Raw genomic sequence first — 20466 nt, 5'->3', positions numbered from 1 at the left:
CGGGACGGCTCGGGCGTCCCCCGGGGCGGACGCCGGACGGCCGTCGGTCGCGGGACCGTCGCCACCGGCGCGGCCCCCGTGACGCCCGGGACGAACCCCAGGAGGCCGCGATCAGAACAGGGTCGGCTGCGGTGATCGCGCCCCGGTGGGCAGTTCGTGCGCCAGCAGCGGGCGGAGGGTCGCACCGCGGGCCCCGGTGCCCCCGGCGAGGGCGCCGACCGCGGCGGCAGCACCGGTCGCCGCGCCGCGGGCCCCGGCGGCGGCACCGGCGAGGTCGTGCACGGACGACCGGGCCGAACCGGTCGCCGGGTCGCCCGTGCCGCGCTCGAGCCCGTACTCGGCGAACAGCGGCCGGAGGCGCGCCGCGAGCCAGCGACGGTAGGCGACGGGGGCGTAGGTGCCCGAGCCGTAGAGCGTGCGGTACCGCTCGACGAGGTCGGGGCGTTCGCGCTCCAGCCAGGCCGACCACCACTCCTTCACGCCCGGCTTGAGGTGCAGGGCGCTGTAGACGACGCTCGTCGCGCCCGCGTCGCGGATCGCCCCGAGCGCGGCGTGCAGGTGGTCGAGCGTGTCGGTGAGCCAGGGCAGGACGGGGCTGAGGAACACCGAACAGGGCAACCCGGCCTCGCGCACCGCGCGGATGGTCGCCAGGCGGGCTGCCGTCGAGGGCGTGCCCGGCTCGACCGCCTGCTGCAGCTCGTCGTCGTGGACGGCGATGGACATCGCCACGTCGACGGGGACGTGCTGGGCGGCCTCGGCGAGCAGGGGCACGTCGCGACGCAGCAACGAGCCCTTGGTGAGCACGCTGAAGGGCGTGCCCGACCCGGCGAGCGCGGCGACGACGCCCGGCATGAGCCGGTACCGACCCTCGGCCCGCTGGTAGGGGTCGGTGTTCGTGCCGAGCGCGACGGGCTGGCGCTGCCACGACGGCCGGGCCAGCTCGCGCGCGAGCACCTCGGCGACGTTGAGCTTGACGACGATCTGGCGGTCGAAGTCGTCGCCGCCGTCGAGGTCGAGGTACTCGTGGGTCGGGCGCGCGAAGCAGTAGACGCAGGCGTGGCTGCACCCCCGGTAGGGGTTGACCGTCCAGCCGAAGGGCAGCGTCGAGTCGCCGCCGGGGACCCGGTTGAGGGCGCTCTTGGCGAGGATCTCGTGGAAGGTGACCCCCGCGAACTCGGGTGTGGTCACGCTCTGCACGAGCGTGCTGAGCTTGGCGAGCCCGGGCAGGGTCGACGCCTGGTCGTTCGAGATCGCCTGGTCGCTCCACCGCATGGTGACAGTCGAACACGTGTTCGAACGGGTGTCAAGACCGTGCGCGGCGCCGGCGCACGCGTGCGCCTCAGCGCGAGAGGTGCAGCGCCTCCGCGGTCGTGCCGACGGTACGGGCCGCGGTCGCCTCGTCGTCGGCGAGCGAGGTGCCGTAGGTCGGCACCATGCGCTGCAGCAGCGGCCGCCACGCGTCGATCCGGTCGGGGAAGCACCGCTCGACGACGTCGAACATGATCGGCACGGCCGTGGAGGCCCCCGGCGAGGCGCCCAGGAGGCCCGCGATGGTCCCGTCGGCCGCGGCGACGACCTCGGTGCCGAACTGCAGCACCCCGCCCTTCTCAGGGTCCTTCTTGATGACCTGGACGCGCTGCCCCGCCGTGATGCGGTACCAGTCGGCGGGGTCGGCGGCGGGCATGAACTCGCGCAGGGCCTCGAACTTGGCCTCCTTGCTGGCCGCCAGCTGGCCGACCAGGTACTTGACCAGCGAGAGGTTCGCCAGGCCGGCCCGCACCATCGGCACGAGGTTGTGGGGCCGGACCGAGGCGAACAGGTCGAGGAGCGAACCGTGCTTGAGGAACTTCGGGCTGAAGCCGGCGTAGGGGCCGAACATGAGGCTGGCGGTGCCGTCGACGACGCGGGTGTCGAGGTGCGGCACCGACATGGGCGGCGAGCCCACGGCCGCCTTGCCGTAGACCTTGGCGCGGTGCTTGGCGACGACCTCGGGGTCGTCCGTGCGCAGGAACTCCCCGCTGACGGGGAACCCGCCGTACCCGCGGATCTCGCGGATGCCGGACTTCTGCAGCAGGCGGAGCGCCCCTCCGCCGGCCCCGACGAAGACGAACCGGGCGTCGACCGTCGTGGGCGTGGCACCGACCTCCTTGCGCAGCTTGATGCGCCACGTGCCGTCGGCGAGCTTCGTGAGGTTCGTCACGCGGTGCGAGAGCTCGATGCGGGCGCCGTCGCCCTCGAGGTGCTCGAAGAGGGCACGGGTGAGCGCACCGAAGTCGACGTCGGTGCCGGACTCGATGCGCGTGGCGGCGATCGGCTGCGACTTGGCGCGGCCGGGGATCAGGGCGGGGGCCCAGGAACGGATGACGGCCGGGTCGGTGCTGAACTCCATGCCGCGGAAGAGCGGGTGGTCGCGCAGCGCTTCGTGCCGCTTGCGGAGGTACTCGACGTTCTTCTCGCCCCAGACGAAGCTCATGTGCGGCGTCGAGTTGATGAAGGCGGCGGGCTCGGGCAGGGCGCCCTCGGCCACGAGGAACGACCAGAACTGGCGAGACACCTGGAACTGCTCGTTGACCTTGACGGCACTGGAGGTGTCGATGCTGCCGTCGGCCCGCTCGGGCGTGTAGTTGAGCTCGCAGAGGGCCGCGTGGCCGGTGCCGGCGTTGTTCCACGGGTTCGAGCTCTCGAGCGCGACGTCGCCGAGCGCCTCGTAGACCTGGATCGTCCAGCTCGGCTCGAGCTGGTGGAGCATCGCGCCGAGGGTGGCGCTCATGATGCCGCCGCCGATCAGGGCGACGTCGACGGGCTTCTTCGCTTCGCTCACCGCTCCAGTGTAGGCCGGGCCGCCGTGCACGCGGTGAGGGGCAGGAGTCCCGGTGCGGGCCTCCTGCCCCTCTCGCGGCGCGCGGTGCGGATCAGGCCCGCTCGGCGCTCGCGCGTCGCGCGGCGACGAGCTCGGCGATCTGCACGGCGTTGAGCGCGGCGCCCTTGCGCAGGTTGTCGTTGGAGACGAACAGCGCGAGGCCGCGGTGGCCGGGGACGCCCTCGTCGTGGCGGATGCGACCGACGAACGACGGGTCGGCACCGGCGGCCTCGAGCGGGGTCGGCACGTCGACCAGGGCGACGCCGGGGGCCGAGGCGAGCAGCTCGCGCGCACGCTCGGGCGTGAGGTCGCGGGTGAACTCGGCGTTGATCGAGAGCGAGTGCCCGGTGAGCACGGGCACGCGGACGCAGGTGCCGCTGACGCGCAGGTCGGGCAGCTCGAGGATCTTGCGGCTCTCGTTGCGCAGCTTCTTCTCCTCGTCGGTCTCGCCGAGGCCGTCGTCGACGATCGAGCCGGCCAGCGGGACGACGTCGAAGGCGATGGGGCGCACGTAGATCTGCGGGTCGGGCATCGTCACGGCGCGGCCGTCGTGCACGAGGCCCTCGACGGGCTGCTCGAGCGCGGAGCGCACCTGGCCGAGCAGCTCGTCGGCGCCCGCGAGGCCGCTGCCCGAGACCGCCTGGTAGGTGCTCACGATCAGCCGCTCGAGGCCGGCCTCGTCGTGCAGCACCTTGAGCACGGGCATGGCGGCCATGGTCGTGCAGTTCGGGTTCGCGACGATGCCCTTGACCGCCCGGTCGATCGCCTCGGGGTTGACCTCGCTGACCACGAGGGGCACGTCGGGGTCGAGCCGCCAGGCGCTGCTGTTGTCGATGACGAGCGCACCGGCCTCGGCGAAGCGCGGGGCGTGCTGGCGCGAACCGGTCGCCCCGGCGGAGAACAGCGCGAGGTCGAGCCCGGCGGGGTCCGCCGTGGCGACGTCCTCGACGACGACCTCGCGCCCCGCGAAGGGCAGGGTGGTCCCGGCCGAGCGGGCCGTGGCGAAGAAGCGGATCTCGGCGACGGGGAACGCGCGCTCCTCGAGCAGGCGGCGCATGACGGCGCCCACCTGTCCGGTCGCGCCGACCACGCCGACGCGCAGGCCCTCGGTCATCTGGTGCTCCTGTCCGACGCCCCGGGGCGGGGCGGTGCTGGTGGTGGGGTGGTGGTGGAGGGTCGGGTCAGCGGCCGGTGCCGGCGTGGACGACGGCCTCGGCCTCGCCGTCGAGCCCGAAGGCCGTGTGCACGACGCGCACGGCGTCGTTGAGCGTGTCGGCGCGGGTGACGACCGAGATGCGGATCTCGCTGGTGGAGATCATCTCGATGTTGATGTCGTTCTCGTAGAGCGCCGTGAAGAGCTTCGCGGAGACGCCCGCGTTCGTGCGCATGCCGGCGCCGACGAGGGCCAGCTTGCCGATCTGGTCGTCGTACTGCAGCGACTCGAAGCCGATCTCGACCCGGTCGGCCTCGAGCGCCTGCAGGACCGTCGCGCCCTCGGACTTCGGCAGGGTGAACGAGATGTCGGTGCGGCTCGTCGAGGCGGCGGACACGTTCTGCACGATCATGTCGATGTTGGCCCCGGTCTTGGCGACGGTGCGGAAGATCTGCGCGGCCTTGCCCGGCACGTCGGGCACCCCGACGACGGTGATCTTGCCCTCGCTCAGGTCTCCGGCGATGCCGGCGATGATCGGCTCTTCCACGTTCTCTCCCTCTTTCGGGTCGACGACCAGTGTTCCCTCGGCGTTGTTGAACGACGAGCGGACGTGCAGCGTGACGCCGTGGCGCCGCGCGTACTCGACGGCACGGATGTAGAGCACCTTGCTGCCGGCCGCGGCGAGCTCGAGCATCTCCTCGCTGGTGATGCGGTCCAGCTTGCGCGCTCGGGGCACGACGCGGGGGTCGGCCGTGAAGACGCCGTCGACGTCGGTGTAGATCTCGCACACGTCGGCCTCGAGGGCGGCGGCGAGCGCGACGGCCGTCGTGTCGGAACCGCCGCGGCCGAGCGTCGTGATGTCGCCCGTGGTGCGGTTGAACCCCTGGAACCCGGCGACGATGGCGACGTAGCCCGCGTCGAGGGCGTCGCGGATGCGCCCCGGGGTGACGTCGACGATGCGCGCCTTGCCGTGCTGGGCGTCGGTGAGCATGCCGGCCTGGCTGCCCGTGTAGGAGCGCGCCTCGACCCCGAGGCTGCGGATGGCCATCGCGAGCAGGGCCATGCTGATGCGCTCCCCCGCCGTGAGCAGCATGTCGAGCTCACGGCCACCCGGCATCGGCGTGACCTCGGACGCGAGGTCGAGCAGCTCGTCGGTCGTGTCGCCCATGGCGCTGACGGCGACGACGACGTCGTTGCCGGCCTTGCGCGTCTGCACGATGCGCTTGGCGACGCGCTTGATGCTCTCGGCGTCGGCGACGGACGATCCGCCGAATTTCTGCACGATCAAGCTCACGGGCGCTCCAGGAGGTGGGGGTGCGGCGGGTGCTTGGCGCGCCCGCCGGGCGTCTCGGCGATCCTACGACGAAGGCCGCGGAGGTTACGACGCGACCGGCGGACCGGCCGAGGACGACGCGGCGGCAGGTCAGCCCTGGACGACGCGACGCCCTTCGAAGGCCCGCCCGAGGGTGACCTCGTCGGCGTACTCGAGGTCGCCGCCGACGGGCAGCCCCGAGGCCAGGCGGGTGACGCGGAGGCCGAAGGGCGCCAGCATCCGCGACAGGTAGGTGGCCGTCGCCTCGCCCTCGAGGTTGGGGTCGGTCGCGATGATGATCTCTTGCACGGTGTCGTCCGCGAGGCGCTGCACGAGCTGGCGGACGCGCAGGTCGTCGGGACCGATCCCGTCGATGGGGCTGATGGCGCCGCCGAGCACGTGGTACAGCCCGCGGAACTCGCGGGTGCGCTCGATGGCCTGGACGTCCTTCGCCTCTTCGACGACGCAGATCGTGGCCGGCGAGCGGCGCGGGTCGCGGCAGATGGAGCACGTCTCCTGTTCGGAGACGTTGCCGCAGATGTCGCAGAACCTGACCTTCGTGCGCACGTCGGTGAGCAGCTCGGCGAGCCTCGTCGTGTCGAAGGTCTCGGTCTGCAGGATGTGGAACGCGATGCGCTGCGCCGACTTCGGGCCGATGCCGGGCAGGCGGCCGAACTCGTCGATCAGCTCTTGGACGATGCCTTCGTACACGGACTACTCGTTCCCTCGGGGCGTCACGACGGGCGCGATGGTCTCTTCGCCGAGGAACTGGGCGCCCAGGATCTCGCGCACCACCGCCTCGCCGTAGCGCGAACCCGCGGGCACGCCGCGCAACGGGTCGCCCGCGGCCGCGCGTCGCTGCGCCGCGGACGGCCCGGCGGGCACCGTCGGCGCCCCGGGGGCGGGGGCCGCGGGCTCGGCGGCAGGACGCCGCTCGGCGGGCACGGCCGTCGCCGGGCCCGGGACCGAAGCGGCGCTCGCGCTCGGCGGCGTGGGTGCGGTCCCGGCGTCGACGGTGGGCGCTCCGCCCGGGGGCTCTTCGGTGATGTGCTCGGGCTCGTCGGGCTCGGGCGGCCCCGACTGCGGGATGGGCGCGACGTCCCACCCGGTGACCGGCCCGGGGGCACGACCCTGGTCCGCCGCCTCGGCGGGCCGGCTCGCCGCGCGCGTCCGAGCGGGCGCGGGCGCCGGGGACGAGGCGGTCGTCGGGGCCGGGGCCGAGGAGGGCACCGGGGCAGGGGCCGACGCGGGGGCCGGGGCCACCGGCTCGGGCGTCGACGGGGACGGGGGCGTCACGCGCCCCGCGGGACCGGACGCGACCGCACCGGGCTCGCCCCCGGCCGGAGCGCCGCGCTGCGCCGACCCGCCCGGCGCCGCCCCGTCTCGCGGCGGACCGTCGCCCTGCCCGGGGCCCGGCTCGACCGGGCCCTCGACCTTGGCGACGTACTTGACCTTGATGCCCAGCACCTGCTGGATGGCGCGCCTGAGGTGCTCGCTGACGCCGTCGCCGGCGCCCTGCGGCTTCTTGAAGGCCTCGACGTCGACCGCGCTCGGGAAGGTCAGGGTGAGCACCTCGTCGGCGTAGGCCCGCGGCGTGGCCGTGACCACGACGAGCCAGGCCGTGCGCTTGGCCTGCTGGACCACCTCGACGATCTCGGGCCAGGAGTCGCGGATCTGCTGCAGGGAGACGGGGCCGACGGGCTCGCCCGGGGCGCGTTCGGCGGGGACGGCCTCGACGGAGGGTGCCTGCGCCCAAGCCGCGGAGTGGGCGGCCGTCGGCGGGGCGGGCTCGGTGGACGACTCCTGCGGACGACCGCCCGCGGTCGGCGTCGCCGGTGCAGCGGTGCCCGTCGGACCCTGCGCAGCGGCGGACGGGGCGGGCGCCACGGGACCGGCGGAGGCGGCGCGGGCCTCAGGACCGGCCGCGGTCGGCGCGGCGACCGGCACCGAGGCGGCGGCGTCGGGCCCCTGCACGCCCACGCGACGCTCGAGCCGCTCGACGCGGGCGAGCGCGCCGCGCTCGGTCTCGTCGTGCTCGGGCACCAGCACGCGGGCGATCATGAGCTCGAGGTGCAGGCGCGGCGACGTCGCGCCCGTCATGTCGTTGAGGGCGCGCGCGACGACGTCGGCGGCGCGCGAGAGCTGGGCGGCGCCGAACGCCGCCGCCTGGTGCGTGAGCCGCTCGAGCTCGTCGGCCGTGACCCCGCGCAGCACGGCCGCGGCACCCTCTGCGGTGGCCCCCACGACGATGAGGTCGCGGAGGCGCTCGAGCAGGTCCTCCACGAAGCGTCGGGGGTCTTGTCCGGTCTGGACCACGCGGTCGACCGCCGCGAAGGCCGCAGCGCCGTCGCGCAGGCCCAGGGCGTCGACGACGTCGTCGAGCAGGGCCGCGTGCGTGTAGCCGAGCAGGGCGACCGCCCGCTCGTACTCGACGGTGCCGCCCTCGCTGCCGGCCATGAGCTGGTCGAGCAGCGACAGCGTGTCGCGGACGGACCCGCCGCCGGCGCGGACGACGAGGGGCAGCACGCCGGGCGCCGCGGAGACGCCCTCGCTCTCGCAGAGCTCGTGCACGTAGTCGAGCATCTGCGCGGGCGGGACGAGGCGGAAGGGGTAGTGGTGGGTGCGCGAGCGGATGGTGCCGATCACCTTGTCGGGCTCGGTCGTCGCGAAGATGAACTTGACGTGCTCCGGCGGTTCTTCGACGACCTTGAGCAGCGCGTTGAACCCCTGCGGGGTCACCATGTGCGCCTCGTCGAGGATGAAGATCTTGAAGCGGTCGCGGGCGGGCGCGAAGACCGCGCGGTCGCGGATGTCGCGCGCGTCGTCGACGCCGTTGTGGCTCGCCGCGTCGATCTCGATGACGTCGAGCGACCCGCCCCCGTCGCGGGACAGCTCGACGCAGGAGGCGCAGACGCCGCAGGGCGTGTCGGTCGGCCCCTGCTCGCAGTTGAGGCACCGGGCCAGGATGCGCGCCGAGGTGGTCTTGCCGCAGCCGCGGGGGCCGCTGAAGAGGTACGCGTGGTTGACGCGGTCGGCCCGGAGCGCCGTGCGCAACGGGTCGGTCACCTGGGCCTGCCCGATGAGCTCGGCGAAGTTCTCTGGCCGGTAACGGCGATACAGGGCGGTGACCACGGGTCCAGGGTAGTCGGCACCCCCGACGTCGCCGACCCCCCGGAGGCGATCCGTGGACGCGACGACGCCCCCGCCGACCGAGGTCGGCGGGGGCGTCGTGCGCGGCGTCCCTCGCGGGTCAGTCCTGCGTCCCACGTCGGCGGGCCGCCGCCAGCGCGCCGCCGAGCAGCAGCAGCGCGGCGCCGAGCACCGCCCAGGCCGAGGCGTCCACGCCCGTGAAGGCGAGGCGCCCGACCGGGCTCAGGACGGCCCCCTCCAGCACGGGCGAGGTCGTGCCGCCGGTCCCGGGCCCGCCGGGAGCGCCGGGCTGACCACCAGCGCCGGGGCCACCGGGCGTGCCGGGCTCACCAGGCGCACCGGGGCCACCGGGCGTGCCGGGGTCACCAGGAGTGCCGGGGTCACCGGGCTCACCAGGCTCACCGGGCTCACCGGGCTCACCGGGGTCGCCCGGGTCGCCGGGCACCGCGGCTCCCGCGACGACGGCGAAGGCGGTCGTGACGGGTGCCGAGGTGGCGCCGCCCACGGTCTGCGTGGCCGAGACCACGTGCAGCCCGATGCCGAGCGCGTCCAGCGTGACCGCCCAGGTGCCGTCCTCGTCGGCCGTGACCACGAGGCGGTCCCCGCCGTCGACGACCACCGAGACCTCGGCGCCGGGCTCGGCCGTGCCGGTCACGGTGACGACGGCCGTGCCGGTGGCGTCCGCCTGGACGAGGCTGCCCGGCAGCGGCGCCGCGATGGTGACCGGGGCGACCGCGGCGACCGTCAGGCCCTGTGCCGGCGCCGAGGTGACGACGCCGCCCGCGAGCTGGTCGACCGTGAGCACGTGGTCGCCGAGGGCGACCGCGTCGAACGTCAGGGTCCAGGTGCCGTCCGCGCCGACCGTGGCCGTGCGCACCGGGTCGCCGTCGAGCGAGACCGTCACGAGCGCGCCGGGCACGCCCGTCCCCGTCACCGTCACGGGCTCGGTGCCGTCGCCGTCCGCGTCGACCACGAGCGCGTCGGGCGCCGGCGAGGTGATGGTCGGCCCGACGGCCTGCACCGTGCGGTCGACGCTGAAGGCGACGCTGCTCGGGGCACCGGTGGCGCCGTCGACCGTCTGCGTGACGGCCACGACGTGGTCGCCGGCGGGGACGCCGGGGAGCGTCACCGACCAGGTGCCGTCGGGCGCGACCGTGAAGGGCAGCGCCGCCCCGCCGTCGAGCGTCAGCGACCCGAGGGCGCCGGGCTCGGCCGTGCCCGTGACCACGACGTCGGCGCTGCCGACCTCGCCGCCGGGGAGCACCGCGCCCTGCGCCGGCGTCGTGACGACGACCGGGGCGATCGAACGCACCTCGACGGAGCCGACGACCGAGCCCGCGGGGGCCCCGTCGACGACCTGGTCGACGCGCACCTCGTGCGGCCCGACCGGCACGCCGGTCACGAGCACCGACCAGGTGCCGTCGGCACCGACCGTCGTCGTGGCCGTGAGACCGTCCCCGAGGTCGACCGTGACGGTCGCCCCGGGCTCGCCGGTGCCCGTCACGGGCAGGTCGACCGTGCCGTCGCCGTCCGCGTCGACCACGAGCTGGCCGTCGGCCGGCGAGGTCAGCGTGGGCGGTGCCACGAGCTCCCCCGCCCCGGCGAGGACGCCGAAGGCGGAGGACACGGCTGCGCTGGTCGCGCCACCGACGGTCTGCCGCGCCGTGACCACGTGGCTGCCGACCGCCACGTCCGCGAACGTGGCGCTCCAGGCGCCCGAGGCGTCGGCGGTCACGACGACCGGGCCGCGGCCGTCGAGGACCACCGTGACCTGCGCGCCGGGCTCGGCCCTGCCGGACGCGACCACCGTGGCCGTGCCGGACGCGTCCGCCACCAGGAGGCTGCCGGGCGCGGGCGAGGCCAGCGCGAGGGCCTCGATCGCGGCGACCACGACCTCCTGCCGGGGCGCCGAGGTGACGACGCCGTCGACGGTCTGGTCGACCGCGAGGACGTACCGCGCGACCGCCAGGCGGGCGAAGGTGACGCTCCAGGTGCCGTCCGGGGCGACCACGGTCGACCGCACGAGGCCGTCGCCGAGGCTCACCGCCAGGGCGGCGCCCGGCTGGCCGGTGCCGGTGACCGTGAGGTCCTCGGCCCCGTCGCCGTCGGCGTCGACGAGCAGCGCGTCGGGCGAGGGCGAGGTGATGCGCGGGGCCGCGCCGAGCGCGGCGCGGTCGACCGTGAAGGCCGTCGCGACCGGGGCGCCCGTCGCGCCGTCGACGGTCTGCGTCGCCGTGACCACGTGGTCGCCGGCGCGCACGCCGGGCAGCGTCGCGGACCAGGTGCCGTCCGTGCCGATCGAGAAGGGCACCGGCAGGGCGCCGTCGAGGGCCAGGGCCCCCGTGGCGCCGGGCTCGCCCGTCCCGGTGACGAGGACGTCGGCGACGCCGTCTTCCCCGCCGGGCACGATCGCGCCCGCCGGCGGCGCCGTGATCGCGAGCGGTGCGACCGACCGGACCGTGACGGCCCGGACCACCGTGTCGACGACCACGCCGCCGACCACCTGCTCGACCACCACGACGCGGTCGCCGACCGGCAGGCCGGGAGCGGTGACCGCCCACGTGCCGTCGGCCGTCACGACCGTCCCGACGGTGCGTCCGCCGAGGTCGAGCGTGACGGTCGCGCCGGGCTGGCCCGTGCCGCTGAACGGCACGTCCACCGTGCCGTCGCCGTCGGCGTCGACCACGAGCCGGCCCTCGGTGGGCGAGCCCACCGTGAGCGGCGCGGTCGGCTCGGCGGCGGCGGGCACGACCTCGAAGGCCACGCGCACCGGGGCGGTGGCGACGCCGTCGACGAGCTGCGAGACCGCGACCTCGTGCGGGCCGGGTCGCGCGTCGACCGGGACCTGCCAGGCACCGGTGCCGTCGGCCGTCGTCGTGACGGGGGCGCCGTCGTCGAGCACGACCGTGACGGTCGCCCCCGGCTGGGCGGTGCCGCGCACGACCACGTCGGCGGAGCCGTCCGCGTCCGCGGCGAAGGCCTGTCCGTCCGTCGGCGAGGCGACGACGACCGGCGGGGCCACGGCCACCGTGAAGGCGGCCTCGACCGGCGCCGAGGCGACGCCCCCGACGGTCTGCGTGGCGGTGACGACGTGGTCGCCGACGGCGACGCCGGCGAAGGCGCGCGTCCACGTGCCGTCCTCGTCCGCGGTGACGGTGACCGCCGGGCGGCCGTCGAGGACGACCGTGACGGTGGCGCCCGGCTCGGCCGTGCCGGAGGCGGTGACCCGCGTCGTCGAGGCGCCGGTGGCGACGAGCAGCTCGTCGCCCTGCGCCGGCTCGGCCAGCGTGATCGGCGCGGCGGCCTCCACGCGGAGGTCGAGCACGACCGGCACCGAGGTGACGCCGTCGAAGGACTGCGTCACGGTGACGGTGCGGTCGCTCACGGGCACGGCCGGGAAGGCCGCGCTCCAGGCGCCCGTGACGGCGTCGGCGGTCGTCGTGACGACGAGGCCGCCGCCGAGGTCGACCACGACGGTCGCCCCGGCCTCGGCCGTGCCGGTGACCTGCACGGCCGCCGTGGCGTCCGCGTCGACGACCGTGAGGACCGTGCCGTCCGCCGGCGCCTCGACGACGAGCGGGTCGGCGACCACGACGGTGACCGCGGTGGTGACCGGCGCGGTCGTGCCGGCCGGGACCTCCTGCGTCACGGTGGCCGTGACGGGACCCACGGGGAGGTCCTCGATCGTGACCTGCCAGGTGCCGTCGGGGCCGACCGTGCCGGTGCCCGTGCGGCCCTCGCCGAGGTCGACGGTGACCGTCGCACCCGGCTGGCCCGTGCCGACGAAGGGCACGTCGGCCGTCGAGCCGGCCGTGGGCACCGTGACGACCGAGCCGTCCGGCGGCGTCGTCACGACCACGGGGGCGGCGACGACGACCTCGAGCGTGCCGGTGACCGGGGCGGACGTGGTGCCCTCGACCTCCTGCACGACCGTGACGACGTGCTCGCCGACCGGGACGCCCGGGACCGTGACGGTCCACGTGCCGTCGGGGCCCACGGGGGCGGTCGCGGTGCGGTCGTCGCCGACGTCGACCGTGACGGTCGCGCCGGGCTCGGCCGTGCCGGAGACCACGACGTCGACCACGTCGGCCGGGTCGAGCACGACGACGACCTCGCCGTCGGCCGGCTCGGCGACCTCGACCTCGTCGGCGGCCTCCACCGTGACCGGCACGGCGACCGTCGGGTCGACCACGTCGCCGAGGGACTGGCCGACGGTGACGGCGCCCGTGCCCACGGGCACGCTCGGCAGGGTGACGGTGAAGCCGCCCGTGACGGGGTCGGCCGTGACGGTGGCCGACGGGCCGTCGCCGGCCCCGACCGTGACCGTCGCGCCCGGCTGGGCCGTGCCGACGACGACGACCGGAGCCGTGCCGTCGGGGTCGGCCGTGGTGACCACGTCACCGGGTGCGGGGCTCGTCACGACGACGCCCGCGATCGGCACCAGCTCGACGGCCACCTCGACCGGGGCGGTCGTCGTGCCGCCGACGGCCTGGGTGACCGTGGCGACGACGTCGCCGACCGGGACGCCCGCGACCGGGACGGTCCACGCGCCGTCGGGGCCCGCGGTGGTGCTGCCGCCGAGGCCGTCGCCGAGGTCGACCGTGACGGTCGCCCCGGGCTGGGCCGTGCCGGTGAGCACGAGCTCGCCCGACGTCGCGGCGGAGGGCAGGAGGACCGTCCCGCCGTCCGCGGGCGAGGTCACCTCGAGCGGCGCCACGGCGACGATCGCGACGTCGCGGGTCACGGGCGTCGTGACGAGCCCGCCGAGCACCTGCGTGACCGAGACGGTGCGGTCGCCGACCGGCACGTCGCCGACGACGACGCTCCAGCGCCCGGCGTCGTTCGCCGTGGTGGTCTCGACGAGGCCCTCCCCCAGGTCGACCGTGACGGTCGCGCCGGGCTCGGCCGTGCCGGTGACCACGAGGTCGGCGGCCGCGGTGCCCCGGGGCACGACGATCGTCGTGCCGGGGGCCGGGCGGTCGATGAGCACGGGAGCGCCGACGACGACCTCGAAGGCGATCTCGACGGGGTCGTAGCTGCCGGCGGGGACCTCCTGCACGACCGTCCCGGCGACCGGGCCGACGGGGACGTCGGGCACGGTCGCGGACCAGGTGCCGTCGGCGCCGACCGTCGTCCCGGCCGTCCGGCCGTCGCCGAGGTCGACCGTGACGGTCGCGCCCGGCTGGCCGGTGCCCGAGACGGGGACGTCGACGACGTCCGCGCCCTCGGCGACCGGCACCGCGGCTCCTGCCGTGGGGGTCGTCACGGCGAGGGGCGCCGCGACGACGACCTCGAAGGGCTGCTCGACGGGAGGCGACGTGGTGCCCGCGAGGGACTGCGCGACGACCAGGGTGGTCGGCCCGACGGGCACGTCCTCGACGGTGGCCGACCAGCGGCCGTCGTCGTCGACCTCGGCGGTGGCCGTGCGACCGTCGCCGAGGTCGACCGTGACGGTCGCGCCCGGCTGCGCCGTGCCCGTGACGACGACGTCGGCGACGTCGCCCTCGGCGAGCACGACGACCTCGTCGCCCGGTGCCGGCGAGGTCACCGCGACCGCGGCGCCGAGCGCCACGACCACGACCCGCTCCACCGGGGCGGAGTCGACGCCGGCGACGGCCTGGACCACCGAGGCGACGTGCTCGCCGACCGGGACGTCGGCGACGGTGGCCGCCCACGTGCCGTCGGGGTCGACCGTGGCGGTGGCCGTGCGGCCCCCGCCCAGGTCGACGGAGATCGCCGCACCGGGCTCGCCGGTGCCCGTGACCCGGAGGTCGACGGTGGCGTCGGGGTCGACGACGGTCGTGACGTCGCCCGGGTCGGGCGACGTGATCGAGGGGCCCACGGCCGCGCGGACCGTGAGCGGCTGCTCGACCGGGGTGGAGGTCGTGCCGGTGATCGCCTGCGAGACGGTCAGGGTGCGGTCGCCGACGGGGACCCCGGGGACCTCGACCGACCAGGTGCCGTCGTCGCCGACGAGCACGGTGCGGACCAGGTCGTCGCCGAGGTCGACGGTGACCGTCGCGCCCCGCTGCGCGGTGCCGGTGACGACGACCGGGGTCGTCGCGTCGGCGGTCGGCACGACGATCTCGTCGTCGGGCTCGGGCGAGACGACCACGACCGGCTCGCCGGCCACGACCGAGACGTCGCGCGTGACGGGCTCGGTGACCTCGCCGTCGAGCTCCTGCACGACCGAGGCCGTGCGGTCGCCGACGGGGACGCCGGGCACGGTGACCGACCAGGCGCCGTCGTCGTCGACCCTGCCGGACGCGACGAGGTCGTCGCCGAGGTCGACCGTGACGGTGGCCCCGGCCTGACCGGTGCCCGAGACGACGAGGTCGGTGACCGCCCCGTCCTCCGCGACGACCGTGACCGCGCCCTCGGCGGGGGCGATCACGGCGACCGGGGCGGCGGCGACGACCGAGAACGCCTGCTCGACGGGCTCGGAGGTGGTGCCGCCGATCGTCTGCGAGACGACGAGGGTCCGGTCGCTCACGGGCACGGCGTCGAACGTGGCGGTCCAGCTGCCGTCGGGCGCGGCCACGACCGTCGTGACGAGGTCGTCGCCCAGGTCGACGCGGACCTCGGCCCGGGGGGCCGCGGTGCCGGTCACGGTGACCGGCGTGGTCGAGCCGGCGTCGAGGACGACGATCGAGTCGCCGTCGCCCGGCGACGTCACGAGGACCGGCGCGCCGACGAGGACGCGGAAGCCGACGACGTCGGGCGTCGAGACGGTGTCGCGGACGACCTGGACGGCCGAGGCCGAGTAGGCGCCGTCCGCGAGGTCCTCGAAGGTCACCGACCAGGTGCCCGACGCGGGGTCGGACGTCGTGACGACGGGGGCGGCCCCGTTGAGGGACACGCGCACCTCGACGCCAGGCGCCGCGGAGCCGGAGACGGGCACGTCCACGGTGCGACCGGGACCGGCCACGGTGATCTCGGTGCCGTCGACGGGGTCGACCACGTCGAGCGGGGCGACGGCGGCGACGGTGAAGGACGCCTCGAGCGCGGGCGACTCGGTGCCGCCGATCTCCTGCACGACCTCGTACCCGACGGTGCCGGGGAGGAGGTCGGGGACGACGACCGACCAGGCACCGTCCGGGTCGACCTCGGCCTCGAGCTCGGTGCCGTCGCCCAGGGTGACGGTGACGAGCGCGCCCGGCTCGGCCGTGCCCGTGACGGTCACGTCCGTGACGGAGCCCGGGCCCGCGACGTCGACGACCTCGCCGTCGGCGGGGGCGGTCACGACGACGGGGGCACCGGCCGCGATGACGAGCACGCGGGTGACGGGCGCGCCGGCGGCGCCGCCGGGCAGCACCTGCACGGCGGTGACGGTGCGCGTGCCCACCGGGACGTCCTCGACGCCCGCGGTCCACGCGCCTCCTGCGCCCACGGTGGCCTCGGCCACCAGGCCGCCGCCGAGGTCGACCCGGACGGTCGCACCGGGCTCGCCCGTGCCGCTCACGACGACGGTCGTCGTCGAGGTGGCGTCGGCCAGCACGACGCGGTCGCCGACCGCGGGCTCCTCGACCTCGAGCGCCTCCGCGGCCTCGACGACCACGGTGACGGTCGGGCTCGGCTGCGTGGTGCCCGCGAGCTCCTGGCGGGCTTGCACCTCGTGCGTGCCGACCGGCAGCCCGGCGAGGGGGAACGACCAGGTGCCGCGAGCGTCGACCGGCGTGCGGCCGACCTCCTCGCCGTCGACGAGCACCGTGACCACGGCGCCCGGCTGGGCGGTGCCGCGCGCGGTGACGTCGAGCGTCGACGCGGCGTCCGGCACCGTGAACGGCTCGCCGGCAGGAGGCGCGGTGAGGGTGACCGGGGCCCCCGCCTCGACCGTCAGGTCGGCCGTGACCGGGTCGTCCGCGTCGTCGCCGACGACCTGGACCACCGAGACGACGGCGTCGCCGACGGGCACGCCCGGCACGACGACGCTCCACGAACCGTCGGGACCGGCCGTCGTGGTGGCCGCCTGGTCGCCGATGGTGACGACGACGCGCGCGCCGACCTCGGCCGTGCCCGTGACGGGGACGGCCACCGGTCCGGTGCCCACGATCGTGAGGGTGCTGCCGTCGGCCGGCGTCGCGATGACGACGGGGTCGACGTCGGCGACGACGACGACCACGACGGTCGTCGCGGGGGTCTCGACCTCGCCCTGCAGCTGGACGGCCGTGATCTCGTGGGTGCCGACAGGGACCGCCTCGAAGACGGCCTCCCAGGTGCCCTCGGGCCCGACGGTGACGGTCCGTTCGAGGTCGTCGACGCCGACCACGACCTGCGCGCCGGCGACGCCCGTGCCGGTCACGGTGACCGGCGAGCTGCCGTCGACCACGCGGTAGGTGGTCCCCGAGGAGGGCGACGTGATGACGACGTCGCCGCCCTCGACGACCTGGACGGTCACCGTGACGGGCGCCGAGGTCGAGCCCGAGATCGACTGGGTGACGACGACGTCCTGCTCGCCGATGCCCACGCCGGGCACCGTGACGGACCAGGAGCCGCCGGGTGCGACCGTGGTGCTGCCGGCGAGGCCGTCGACCGCGACGTCGACGACGGCGCCGGCCTGCCCCGTCCCGGACACGACGAGGTCGGTCGTGCCGTCGGGCCCGACGACCGCGAGGACCTGGTCCTCGACGGGAGCCGTCACGGCGAGCGGGGCGCCGGCCGCGACGGTGAGCTCCTGGACGACCGGTGCGCTCGTGCTGCCGCCCACCGTCTGCGTGGCCCCGAGGAACCTCGTGCCCTCCGGCACGCCCGCGATCGTCGCGGTCCAGGTGCCGTCGGCGCCCGCCTGCGTGGTGACGACCAGGTCGTCGCCCAGCCCCACGTCGACGCGGGCTCCCGGGTCGGCGGTGCCGGTGACGACGACGTCGGCGAGGTCGCCGGCCTCGGCGACGCGCACCGTGGCACCGGGCGCCGGGCTCGCGATGGTCACGGGGTCGCCGACGACGACCGTGACGACGCGCGTCGCCTCGGGCGACACCGTGCCGCCGATCGCCTGGGTCGCCCGGATCGTGCGGGCTCCCGCGGGGACGTCGTCGATCTCGACGGCCCAGTCGCCGTCGGCGTCGGCCGTGGTGATGCCGGTGAGCCCGTCGCCGAGGTCGACCGTCACGGTCGCGCCCGGCTGGGCGGTGCCGGCGACCGGCACGGTCGTCGTGGCGCCGGGCGCCGCGACGCGGAAGGTGCTGCCCGGCGCGGGGGCGTCGAGCACGAGCGGCTCGCCGACGACGACGGCGAACGGCTGCTCGACGGGCGGCGAGGTGACGCCGGCGACGACCTCGGTGACGCTGATCCGGTACTCGCCCACGGGGACGGAGGGCAGGGTCACGGACCAGTCGCCCGCGGCGTCGGCCGTCGTGCTGGCGACGTAGCCGTCGCCGAGGTCGACGGTCACGGGGGCGCCGGGCTCGGCGGTGCCCGTGACGGTCAGGGGCACGGTCGAGGTCGCGTCGGCGACGACGACCTCGGCGCCAGGCTCCGGGGCGGTGACCACGACGCCGGCGGCGGCCTCGAGGCGGAACGTGGTCGTGACGGCGGCGGACGTGGCTCCGGCGACGGTCTGCGTCGCGGAGGCCGTGTAGGGGCCGACCGGCAGCTCGGGGAGCGTCACCGACCAGGTGCCGGCGGTGCCGACGACCGTCGTCGCCGTGCGGCCCGCGCCCAGGTCGACGGTGACGGTGGCACCGGGCTGGCCCGCGCCCGAGACGACGACGTCGCGGACGGAGTCCTCGCCCGGGACGCGGAAGACCGTGCCCGCGGTGGGGGCGGTGACCGTGAGCCCGGCTCCGGCGGCGACCCGGAACGACCGCGTCACCGGGGCGCTCGTCGTGCCGGCCACGGTCTGCGTGACGGTCGCCGTGGCGGTGCCGACGGGCACGCCCGCGACGGGGGCGCTCCAGGCGCCGTCCGGGCCGGCCGTGGTGGTCGCGGTGCGACCGCCGTCGAGGTCGACGGCGATCTCCGCGCCGGGCGTGGCGGTGCCGGCCACCGTGACGGTCGCCGTCGAGTCGGCGTCGAGCACCGTCACGACCTGGCCCGCGGTGGGTGCCGTGACGACGAGGGGGGCCTGCGCGACGATCGTGAACGAGCGCGTCGCGCTGCCGATCGGCGCGCCCGCGACGCTCTGCCTCACGGTGGCGGTGGCGGTGCCGGCGGGCACGCCGGCCATCGTCACGGACCAGCGGCCGTCGGCGCCGACGGTGCCGGTGCCGGTCTGGCCGGACGGCAGCGACGCGGTGACCGCCGCACCCGGCTCGCCCGTGCCCGTGAGGGTCACGGCGCGCGTGGCGTCGGCGGTGGGCACCGAGAACTGCTGCCCCTCGGTGGGGGTGGCGATCGCGAGCGGCGCGAAGGCGGCCGCGCGCGTGGTGGACGTGGCGAGGTCGACGCGGGCCGCCGTGAGCAGCGGCAGCACCGTGAGGCTGACGGCGTGCACGCTCCGCGAGCCCGCGTCGAGGCCACGGGGGTCGCGGAACCCGGTCGTGTCCTGCGCGTTGACGCGCACGCGCACGAGCTGGTCGAGCACGGAGGTGAGGGGGGCGAGGACCCTGACGGCCGCGGTGGTGACCGTCCGGAGGTCCGTGGTCAGCCGGGTGAGGGCCGTCCCGCCGAGCAGCGGCTGGTAGACGGCGCCCAGGGTGGGCAGGAGGACGGAGCCGACCACGGGCGAGAGCCCCGTGGCGAGGCCGCCGACGACGCCGCCGAGGAGGCCGCTGGACTGCACGACCTGGAGGGCCGGCGTGGCCGGCGTGCTGCCGCTGAGGAGGGCCCCGAGGGTCGTCGTCGTGCGGAGGGTGGCGCTGCCGGCGTTCCCGAGCACCAGGGCACGGGCGCCGATGCCGATGTCGACGGTGACGGCCGTCCTGTCGACGGCGTCGCTGACGGCGGCGACGAGCGCGTCGGGCAGCTGGCGCTCGAGGACGTCGACGATGCCGGCGGTGATCCGCTCCTGCACGGCCGGGCTGAGCAGGTCGCTGTTCGCGGGCAGGCCGTCGAGCACGCCGAGGTCGACGACGACGCGACCGGTGCTCGGCGTGATCGTCACGGGACCGGAGGTGAGCGGTCGGGTCAGCACGGTGTCGACGACGGGCTGCAGGTCGAGGTCGACGCGCGCGTCCACGGTCGTGCCGGTGACGGCCACGGGGGCCGCCGGGAGGGCCCTCAGCAGTCGGTCGACCTCGCTCGTGAGCGTCGTGGTGACGCCGCCCAGCGCACCGCTCTGGCCCGCGGCGCCCTCCACCGTCGTCTCGAGGGTCGTCAGCGTGGGCCGCAGCGACGTGGCCAGCCCGGAGACCGCCGGGCTCGTCAGCACGTACTGCGCACCCGCGACCTGGTAGTCGGTCGTCGTGGTGCTGCCGTCGACGCCGCGCGTCGTCTCGATGCGCGACGACAGGGCGCCGAGCCCGAGCTGCACGTCGGACACGACGCCGGTCGCGGCGGGCACCTGACCGAGCAGCGGACGCAGGTCGAGGCGGGCGCCCGTGCCGGGCGCGCCGCTGCCGGCGGCGATGGTGCCGTCGGCGCCGATGAGGCCGGAGGAGGCGACGGCACCGGTGGGCGAGGTCGAGGCGTACTGCCCGGCGACGCCGAGCTGCAGCAGCCCGTTCTGCCCCAGCAGGCGCACCCCGCCGGGCAGCTGGGCGTTCACGCTGCTCAGCGCCGTGAGGTCGAGGTCGCCGCGGGCGGTGCCGCCCGGCTGACCGGGGGCGGTGGCCGTGTACTGACCGCGGAGCGCGACGAGCGCGTCGAGGTCGACGATGCCGCTGCCCGAGAGCATCGAGGCCTCGGCCTCCGCGACGTCGGTCGGCGCGGCGGTCGCGGGCACGACCGTCACCGTGGCGACGAGCGCCCCGACGACGGCGGCCGCGGCCGCCCTGATCCCGAACGCGACCCTGGTGCGCCCGGGGCGCGCCTCAGCTCGGCTTCGCATGTGGTGCCTCTTCCCGACGGGTCGCCCCGTCCCTGATCCGGTGCGGCCCGCTGGTGAGACGGGAC

Annotated in this window: 7 protein-coding genes; all 7 read right to left on the bottom strand. The window is 76.1% G+C overall.

Annotation, left to right across the window (positions count from 1 at the left end):
- Window positions 1-111: 111 nt before the first annotated feature.
- The 7 genes from ACYVHQ_RS10855 to ACYVHQ_RS10825 all read right to left on the bottom strand — a co-directional run bounded on the left by ACYVHQ_RS10855 (window position 112) and on the right by ACYVHQ_RS10825 (window position 20401).
- The gene (locus ACYVHQ_RS10855; protein ID WP_460512891.1) at window positions 112-1272 is read right to left on the bottom strand and encodes an Rv2578c family radical SAM protein; all 1161 of its coding nucleotides are present in this window, start codon (window positions 1270-1272) and stop codon (window positions 112-114) included.
- Between the two features lie 67 nt (window positions 1273-1339).
- A complete protein-coding gene (locus ACYVHQ_RS10850) occupies window positions 1340-2821 on the bottom strand; it encodes a malate:quinone oxidoreductase (RefSeq protein WP_460512889.1) in 1482 nt (493 codons plus the stop codon).
- Window positions 2822-2912: 91 nt separating this feature from the next.
- The gene (locus ACYVHQ_RS10845; RefSeq protein WP_460512887.1) at window positions 2913-3974 is read right to left on the bottom strand and encodes an aspartate-semialdehyde dehydrogenase; all 1062 of its coding nucleotides are present in this window, start codon (window positions 3972-3974) and stop codon (window positions 2913-2915) included.
- Between the two features lie 67 nt (window positions 3975-4041).
- Window positions 4042-5307 carry an aspartate kinase gene (locus ACYVHQ_RS10840; RefSeq protein WP_460512886.1) on the bottom strand — a complete coding sequence of 422 codons (1266 nt, stop codon included), beginning with the start codon at window positions 5305-5307 and terminating at the stop codon, window positions 4042-4044.
- Between the two features lie 129 nt (window positions 5308-5436).
- Window positions 5437-6036 (bottom strand): recombination mediator RecR, encoded by a 600-nt coding sequence (gene recR / locus ACYVHQ_RS10835; protein WP_460512884.1) that lies wholly within the window; start codon window positions 6034-6036, stop codon window positions 5437-5439.
- A 3-nt stretch (window positions 6037-6039) separates the two neighbouring features.
- Window positions 6040-8457 carry a DNA polymerase III subunit gamma and tau gene (locus tag ACYVHQ_RS10830; protein WP_460512883.1) on the bottom strand — a complete coding sequence of 806 codons (2418 nt, stop codon included), beginning with the start codon at window positions 8455-8457 and terminating at the stop codon, window positions 6040-6042.
- Window positions 8458-8575: 118 nt separating this feature from the next.
- Window positions 8576-20401: an Ig-like domain-containing protein gene (locus tag ACYVHQ_RS10825; protein ID WP_460512881.1), complete on the bottom strand. Its 11826-nt coding sequence runs from the start codon at window positions 20399-20401 to the stop codon at window positions 8576-8578.
- Between the last annotated feature and the right edge of the window lie 65 nt (window positions 20402-20466).

The organism is Frigoribacterium salinisoli (assembly GCF_054781095.1).
This window is presented reverse-complemented; position numbering and strand designations above follow the sequence as displayed.